At 58.1% G+C, this 7,545-nt stretch carries 3 protein-coding genes; 2 read left to right on the top strand and 1 reads right to left on the bottom strand.

Going from position 1 to position 7,545, the window contains the following annotated elements:
- Positions 1 to 337, top strand: a 337-nt coding sequence (locus AC1DR1_RS22620; protein ID WP_476993396.1) for a hypothetical protein, incomplete at its 5' end; no start/stop codon positions are given.
- Here the strand turns inward: AC1DR1_RS22620 and AC1DR1_RS22615 are convergent.
- Positions 306 to 6,425, bottom strand: a complete 6,120-nt coding sequence (locus AC1DR1_RS22615; RefSeq protein WP_476993395.1) for a hypothetical protein — start codon at positions 6,423 to 6,425, stop codon at positions 306 to 308. The genes AC1DR1_RS22620 and AC1DR1_RS22615 overlap by 32 nt on opposite strands.
- Before the next feature lie 466 nt (positions 6,426 to 6,891).
- Between AC1DR1_RS22615 and AC1DR1_RS22610 the strand changes: the two genes are divergently transcribed.
- Positions 6,892 to 7,545, top strand: a 654-nt coding sequence (locus AC1DR1_RS22610) for a hypothetical protein (RefSeq protein WP_476993394.1), incomplete at its 3' end; no start/stop codon positions are given.

The raw sequence follows: 7,545 nt of genomic DNA, 5'->3' as shown, positions 1-7,545 counted from the left end.
GGTCTGTAGGCTCGGTGTCTGCGTCGAAGATTCGAGAGAATTTCCATGGTCGGTCGTCCCCGAGGCGGTCGAGGGCAACGAACACGTTCGAGAACTCGGTAAGCGGTGCCCCGTTAGGGAAGTATTGGCGATGACTCCAGACCTTGAGGATGATCTCTACGATCTGCTTCCTCTGTTCCACGGTCGTGGTCGCATTATTTTCCGCGGCCACGGCGAGTTCAGCCAGATGGTGAGCCATCCACTTTCCGACAGTGTCGTGGTCTTCAAAATGTGCCGCGAGCATGCGCCCGAGGTTAAGGACCTCGTCAATATTGGAGCCAGCTTCCTTCCGGATTGACGAGATAGGTCTTGCCTGACCGGTCGAGCCATTCGAATTCATTGTTCGTCTCGTTTCGGCGTTGGTAGTAGGAGCGGTGCCTGGCACGACGTAACCCGACTTGCAGAATCAAGGTCAAATCCATCTCCTGAAGAACTCTTTTCAAAAACTCATGATGGATTTCGAACTGTTCACCTCCGGTCCCACTCTCCCGGCCACCGACTCCCGGACTCATGTTGTTCCAGACTCTGCTGCGGAATRCGGGTGCGCCATCGTGAAACCAAGTGCGTTGGTCTTCATCCGGCGTGAGATCGAACTGGGCGATGATGCTCTCACTCGGCCTTGTCGGGGGAAACCTGACGCCACCTCCGCGTTCGTCACGCTCGTCGATGCCATGGTGGTACTCATTTACGTCCAGCCAAGGGACGAGGGAGAATGGGTATTTGTCGGGGCGATCGAAGTGATCGTTGGCCGTTGGCATGCGGAATGAATATGGGCCTAGTGGCGACGTCTGCACCGCGATCAGGAGAGAGCGCGCCGTATCGTGGGGAACCAATGCGCACTCGACCAGTGTTTCTTCTGAGAGTTCGCCGCTAGCAGAGTCGATATTCGCCCACACGGTGACCCAGTCGCTTCCTATTCCGGCCGCGCCGGCGAAGGTTTCCTTCGATAAGGTCCACGGCCAGTCATCCTTCGATACCTGGGCTGCCACGACAGCATCCGGTGCTGGGACCGGGGGGCTGTCCCTACGGTCCGCGAGCCACCTTCCGTCCGAGCGTTTCGGAAGGAACGTCGAAAGCCAGCCACTATAGGAATCGTCCGATGAATCGGGTTCTTTGTAAGCTGTTGCGGACTCTGCAAGCTCAGCGCCGACAGAAAGCAAAGAATGAACCGCAAGGTAGAACGCAAGGTTGTCCTGCCCGGGCCAAACCCCGCGGTCTGGGTACGACTTTTGTTGGTCATAGACGTCTGCGTCGGACCTTGGATCCTTGGAGTTCGCGAACACCTTATGTCCCTCTAGATTTGCCGCAACGTGGGCGGCACGACGACCGACGTCCTCTGCGGTGCTTCCAAATGTGTCGGCCAGATCCCGGCACCAATAAGACTCGAAATCGAAAAAGAAACGATCACGTTCCAACTCGCCCTCGACCTTGCCGTTGACAGTTAGTGGGTTCGGGCGGCCCCGCCGCTCGTTGTACTCCATCTCAATCCACTCCGCGACGACTCGCACCGTCAGCACACCGGCGCTCGCCGCTTCGGGTGCAATGCCGCGACGTGACAATTCGAGCAACGTCCGCTGAGCCAACACTTGGTTGGCAGCATGATGCGGGCCGCGGACAACATCCGCAAGCCAAGGGACGAATGGAAGCAATGTTGAAGCGTTTGGCTCATGAGCTGCCCGGGCGAGCGCCAGAAGCAGCCACATTCGGGCGTGAAGTGAGTAAAAAGGGAGCCGCGAATCGATGAACGGAGCCACCGGTTCTGTCCCATCGGCAAACAAGGCAAGCTTCTTGAGCTCGTCCTCACAGCCGAGTCTTACCAGCAGCAGTACAGCGTGCGCCGCCTGCCATCGTAACTCGGTGGACATATCCCCGAGTGCGCACCAGATAAGGCCTGCAATGCAGGAGGACGAGTTCTCCGGATGGCTTGGCAGGGAATCGTAGGGGCCGTCAGCAGAGGTGTCAGAAGGGGCCAGGTCCTCGAAAAGGCTTGCCAGAGCATCGAACACTTTCCCGGTAGGTTCGGTATCCAATGTAGTGGCGAGGTGGGACGCGAGAAGGAAGTACTCCCTGTAGGTCAGATCGTGGGCGCTACTGCCGAGCTCTTTAGCTGCAAGCTGCGTAACCTTGGTGACTGTTGTTCCGGTTGCTTCCGCGAAGGCGACAAGGTCAACGTCGTCGAAACGCGTGCAGATACGTCGGGCGAAACGGGTTACAAAGGATTGCAGGAACCTGGCAGTTGCGCTTCGGAGTGCAAGCGTCTGGGGTTGCTGCGCTGCTGCGTGAGCTAAATTCGCGAAATCGGTTGTAGACGCGTTTGTGGCGCTCCCGAGCGCATCGAGAACTTCAGGACGGCGGGTAGGGTGCTTGACCATGGCTAGCTCGGCGAGCTCGCGTCGTTTGCCAGTTCGCCAGCCGAGCACATCGAGTGCCTTATTCCAAGAGTCCTCTGTGGTGAAATCGTCGTCCCCAAATTCTATGGCGAGGTCGATCGGGGGATCCTTCGCTGGATAGTCGAAAGATCTGGGTCCATCATGTGCCGGTTCCGGCACCTCGCCGTGTGCGCGTTCGAAGCGAGTGAACGCCTCAAAGACGCTCGTAGCCAGCGCGGCGGATGCTGGCGACAGGTTGGATAGAGGTTTTCCCCAATCGGACCGTGGCTTGAACGCGTACAGTGCAAGCAGGTCGAGCCGCTCAAGCCCTCGGTCAGATGCGCCGAGGAAGGCTGGTGTAAGCATGAGGCTGAAATCCAACGTTCGCCTGTCGCGTGCCCGTGAGATTGCAGAGACGTAGGTCGGCTCATGCATAAGGCGAAGACGTTCGGCCAATTCGGTAACGTGGAACTCGCCGGAACGGTCAAGCTCCTCTCCAATTTGGAAGAGCCGATAGGTGCGAATAGATTCCGTGCCGGTGCCCAGCGACTTAGCCGTGTTTGTAAGCGACTGCCAGCGTTCATAAAGGTCATCACCCACTCGGTCAGCCTCATTCACCGCCGCATCGAAGATGGCGCGCGCTTCGTTCTCGTTGACCGCGAGGATCGTTCGCGCAAGGTCCATCAGAGATTCAACGCGGGACTCGGCGTCTGTTCGGTCACCTTGCGCCGCGTCAATCCCGCGTGTCAACACCTCAAGACCAAACGACTCGAGTACAGGAGAGCGCAATGCTATGCGTGCAACTGCACGGCGAGAACGTGTGAGTGGCTGATCGGAGTCCTTGTGCCAGCTCGCGAATTGTTTGATAAGGCTATCCCTGGGGATGAGGGTCAGCATACGGGTCGCGATTTCTGCTACCGCGTTGAGGAGTACGAACGGGGTGTTGTAGTCGCTTACTGGTTTGAGGGCGGTGACTAGTTCTTTGAAGCTGGCTGCAGTCTCGGGGGAGTCGCCTTCGAGGAGGGCGGCCAGCCAGCACTCTGCCCACGGCAATAGACCTGGAATGTTGGCGTTAAAGTCTCGTGCGTGTTGGTCGTTCGCATGCTCCTTCTCCTCCATCAGTTTCATCAACTTTTCACTGGCGATGGTTTCGACCGCGAGCGTAGTGCCGGTAAGTCGGGCGCGAAGCGCGAATCCGAGTAGGAGGCTGCTTGACAGTGGTGTATGGCCTCGCGATCCAGCGAAATCGGGCAAATGAACAGGTAGGTGGATGTTAAGAATACGGAGCGCCTCGGTTTCGTCCACCATGCCGGTCCTCAACGCGTGCACGAGTGTCCAGACGACCCCTCGAACATCAGGTTCATCACTGACTGCCCTTCGCGTCGTGCTGAATGGCTTCTTCCGTTTGCCCAGCATCTGGGTCAGGGCCAGCGTGGCCTCGTCGGACGGAACGACGTTGAACTCGAACATTGTCTCCGCAGCGGAAGCTTGGACATGCTTGTGATTCTTGCCATGAACTATTAATCCGGTCAGGTCTTCGTAACGGCCGGCGTCTCCCAGGCGAGCACAAAGCTTCGTTGCCACGGTGCGGACAAACTCCTTTGGCCGCCATCGAGACATGAAGTCGAAACCGCCCTCTGCGCCGTCGAGATTGACGGCCACCATCGCTAGATCCGCGATTTCATTTGCGGTGATGTCTGAATCTCTGCGTGCTGTGTCGGTAGCTGGCAGCCTCAGTATGGCGGAAAAGTTGTTCATCGCTGACCGGAGCCGGCTACGTGCTGCGTCCTTAAACTCGTCGATGTGTGACAGCAGTGCTGCTTCGACGTGAAGGTTCGACCCTGGCCAGTAAGAAGCTAGTTCCCGGCCTGAGCAGAGCGCCTCGACTATGTCGGCTTCTAGGAATCGGGCGGCAAGATCTGTGTGACTTCGGATTAGCTTCATCTTGCGAGAATGCCCAGATGACATGTCTCCGGCTCTGACTGCCAGTAGGGCAGCATCGGCGTTGCGGCTTTCCCGGAGCATTGCACATAGAGCGAAGCGCGCGCGGGATCGTGCGATTTCCTGTGCCTTCAACTCGTCAATCTCGCCCGGCAAGCCTTTGTTTGACAGCGCCAGCTCTACGAGGTCGTCTTGCATTTCGGCCTCGAAGAAAAGCTGCGGAAGGACGCTGGCAACGTAAGGAGAGCTGTCCGCGAACGGTTCTACTTTCCTTGCGAATTCCCGCTTTTGATTGGTGTTGAGCCCGTGAGCCGACCGAAACCATGTCTCGGTCGGCTCGTCGCGGAATTGAAGGGTAGTGCCGGACGTGTGGAGTCCGCGGCCGAGCGCCACTGCGAAGCTTCGGATTGCGTTGGCATCGACGCCCGTGATTTCTGCCAGAATGTCCAAAGGCATTGGAGGATATAGGGTTGCGAGCGCTTCGCACAATGGTGTCAGTTCGTTCGGTAGCAGGTGGCCGCTGTCGGCCACGGATTGGACTTGTTGCGCCAATAGTGTGTCCAGGACCTCTCCTGGCCTGTTGCTGGCAATCTGGAGGGCGGCGAGGGCATCGGCGACGGTTTCCGCGCTCTCCATAGCCATGGCCTGGACCCTTGGGTTACCGTCGCTGAGCACATGCAGCTCGCTAGCTTCCTTTATGCTTGCCCCAGGAAACTTTATCTGCAGGTGGTGCAGGGTTTCGGTTTTTTGAAAGCCGGCAAGGGGCAGCTCTGTCACGCCGGCCAGCGGTATCCTGAGCAGGTGCTTTCGCTCGGGGCGGCATAGTTGCACTAGCCGGGCGTTTTCGGGCCACTTTTCCCAGAAAAGGTCGGCGACGAACGTGCGAGATTGCTGTTCTGCGGCAGCCATCGCTGCATTGTCTGCTGCGTCGATCACGACTGTGAGAAGTGCATTTGGGTTTTCGAGCGCCAGTTGGTTGGCGGCAGCATGAATGCGTCGCATGAACACGCGAACGTATGAAGCCTCCGGGGCCTGGGTCGGGATGAGCGGCGTGCACATTCCGGCGGCGGCCAGCTGGTTGGCGATCTGCGTGAGTCCGATTCGATGCTCGTGACGTTGCGACGTAACTTTGCGATAGTCGCCACCAGCGAAACAGTCGTACACCATCGTGACGGAACGTTCCGGTAATGCCGATTCCAGGGCGGAAGCTAAGACGGACTTGCCCACGCCGCCAACTGCAGTGATGAGAAGTTTGTTATTGGGCCCATTCTGGAGCTCCGCCGCGATGTCGTCGACATCTTGGGTGTGAATGACGTGGCTGAGCTGTTCAATGGCGCTGGGTGCTGGGAACAATTCTTCCTGTGTCGTTCGGAGGGACACCAGAATGTCTCCGATACCGAGCGTCTGCCTATCGGCAAGAGACGTCGCACAACGGGACACGGTTTCCATCAGCTGCGGCATCTCCGTGCCGGTGCCGCCTCCAGGCAGGAACTGCTCCAGCTCTTGACGCAGCAGCCTCTCCATGTCTGCAACTCCGGGAACGCCGTCCTCAATTGCCAGGAGCTGGCAGAAGGCCGACTCTTGTGCGTTGTCCTCGTTGAACCCCATGCATCCACGAAGGTATTTCGCCTCGGATGGATGAGTGAAATCCGTGAATCCGTCGCCAATCTCCCTCAAAGACAAGCGCACTTTGTGGTTCAACTTACGGTTTGCAACTACGACGAACTCAAGCTTCTTGTCACGGCCGTCGGCCAATTCTGAGCGGTAGATCCCCGCGAACTTCTCCAGTGTTTTCTTCAGCTCCGACGCAACGACCGGTTCAGCTGTTCGAAGCGTTGAGTGTTTGAGTTGCGCATAGCGGAACCTTGTACAAGTTTCGGCGTTATGGCCGCCATAATACTCGGCGACATCGATGACTTCTTCGCCCGAAACTTCTTCACCGGCTGGGAGGCCTTCGACGCCCACGACCTCAAGGTCGCCGCTGGGGTCCAGCAGCAGCAGCGCCCTACGCGCAGCCCAGTAGTAATGGAATCTATCCCCGTCCCTGCTGGCTCGGACCTTCTCTGCGTCTCCCACGGACCAATCATAGGTACCAGCGGTCCGATTACCCGGAGCCCGCGCGCCCGCCGGTCTCTTTGTTCTCTTGATGAGATTCAAGGCCGCGAGCCTGCATGGGGACGGCGCTCACCGCTACCGCCGCGGCCTCCGGCACAATCGATCGGCCCAGCACAAGCGGCACCCACGCATCTTGGGACTGTATGGGCATGTGTTCACTTGGCGCGGTGAGTGTCGCGCGAGGATTGTCGAGTTGGCACTTCGGCGCGGCAGAATTCGAGCGATGCCGCGAGGGGCGGAGTTAGTGTCACCAGTGCGAAGATGTCGATGCCCTTTCTAGCAGGGACGATCTCGGTATGAGCCCGGTGCTCCCGCGGACGCGTCCATCGAAGTTCTGCGGCTCCGCGTGGCTTGAATGCTCGACCGGTCCTCTTAGCTACTCTTCATTGGGGGTAAAAGCTATTGGAACTGGGACGGGAAGCGGCACTTGAACTTGGAAAACGCAGTAGTCATAGCGAATCTGACGCTTGAATTCCTCAAAGTGCTCGTGTGGCCGCTCACTGTTTTTGTGTTGGCTCTCATGTTCAAACAACCTCTTAGCGAACTCCTACGGAAGATCAAGCGCATCGGTTTCGCTGGTGGCTCACTCGACGCTGAAGCCGACGAAGCCTCTAGCGAGGTCGACGAAATCCGTCTATCAGGAGGCGCGAAGAAGAAGCCTCCTGCCCATGCTGATCCCGGAGATAATCAACAAGAGCCGCCCACGGACGAAAAGCCTGATCTCAAGGCCGAGGAAGAGAAGCAAGCACCCCCACGCGGCCGCCCCGTTTACGTGCCTCTCCCTGACGAGGGCCTGGATACCAAGCGGCAGGGTGAGAGCTGGATTTCAGACCGCCTTTTTCACGCTTACGAGAAGCAAATTGGATCCAGCCTCTCATCCTTTACGGACGGACAGTTTTACGAGAACGTGCGCCAGCAGGCCCTTAGCTCGCCCGCTAGCGCTGTGCGGGAGGCATATCAACGTGTGCGTCTGAATGCTCGGAAAACAATGATTGTACGACGTCCAGACACTCCGCTGTTCGGTTCCAAGTCTCTCAGTGGTGTCTTCGAAAGCATGGCGGTAGAGCAGTTGATTCCGAAT

The organism is Arthrobacter sp. P4_F10 (assembly GCF_056401435.1).
This window is presented reverse-complemented; position numbering and strand designations above follow the sequence as displayed.